The 730-nt window shown below is 49.0% G+C and carries 1 protein-coding gene; it reads right to left on the reverse strand.

What is annotated here, in order from left to right; all coding sequences use genetic code 11:
• Nucleotides 1–730: NTTRR-F1 domain (locus LY28_RS18915; protein WP_278304060.1), on the reverse strand; the 730-nt coding region annotated here is incomplete at both ends.

Consider the following 730-nt stretch of genomic DNA (forward strand, 5'->3'; position numbering starts at 1 on the left):
ACCGGCAGGACCGGTAGCCCCAGCAGGCCCAGTAGAACCGGCAGGACCAGTAGCACCAGCGGGTCCAGTAGGACCGCCAGGGCCAGTAGCGCCAGCGGGACCGGTAGCACCAGCAGAACCAGTAGCACCACCGCCAGGGCCAGTGGGACCTATAGGCCCAGTAGCACCAGCAGGACCAGCAGAACCAGCAGGGCCAGTAGAACCGGCAGGGCCAGTTACACCAGCAGGGCCAGTTACACCAGCAGGGCCGGTAGAACCAGCGGGTCCAGTAGGACCAGTGGCACCGGGACAACAAGGCCCAGTTGGACTAAAAGGACCTTCTAGAATGGATACATCATCAACAAGAATGTCAGCAGAACCGACCAAAGTATTTTTGCTTATAGACAAAATAGCAAAGTCTGTTCCAGCAGGTGCCGGAATTGTAACACCAGTAACTTTAAGCCAATTACCTTCGATTACATTAGGAAGAATATTTTCATTAACACTTATTACAACACCTGTTTCAAGAAAATTAAATGATTCGTCAAAATAGGAAAGAACAATAGATACTACCGGATTTGGTAATGTGCCGACTTTAGCCAGATAAGCACTAACTTCTACAGCTTGACTAAAGTCACCATAAACAGTCTGATATATAACAGATGTCCCATCTTGCAATTGTGCAGAATAAGTTCCTGTATGACTGTATAGAGATGTTACAATCGCTTCAATTGCAGTCCACGGGGGGAAT

It is taken from the genome of Ruminiclostridium sufflavum DSM 19573, from assembly GCF_003208175.1.
GTDB lineage: Bacteria > Bacillota > Clostridia > Acetivibrionales > DSM-1351 > Ruminiclostridium > Ruminiclostridium sufflavum.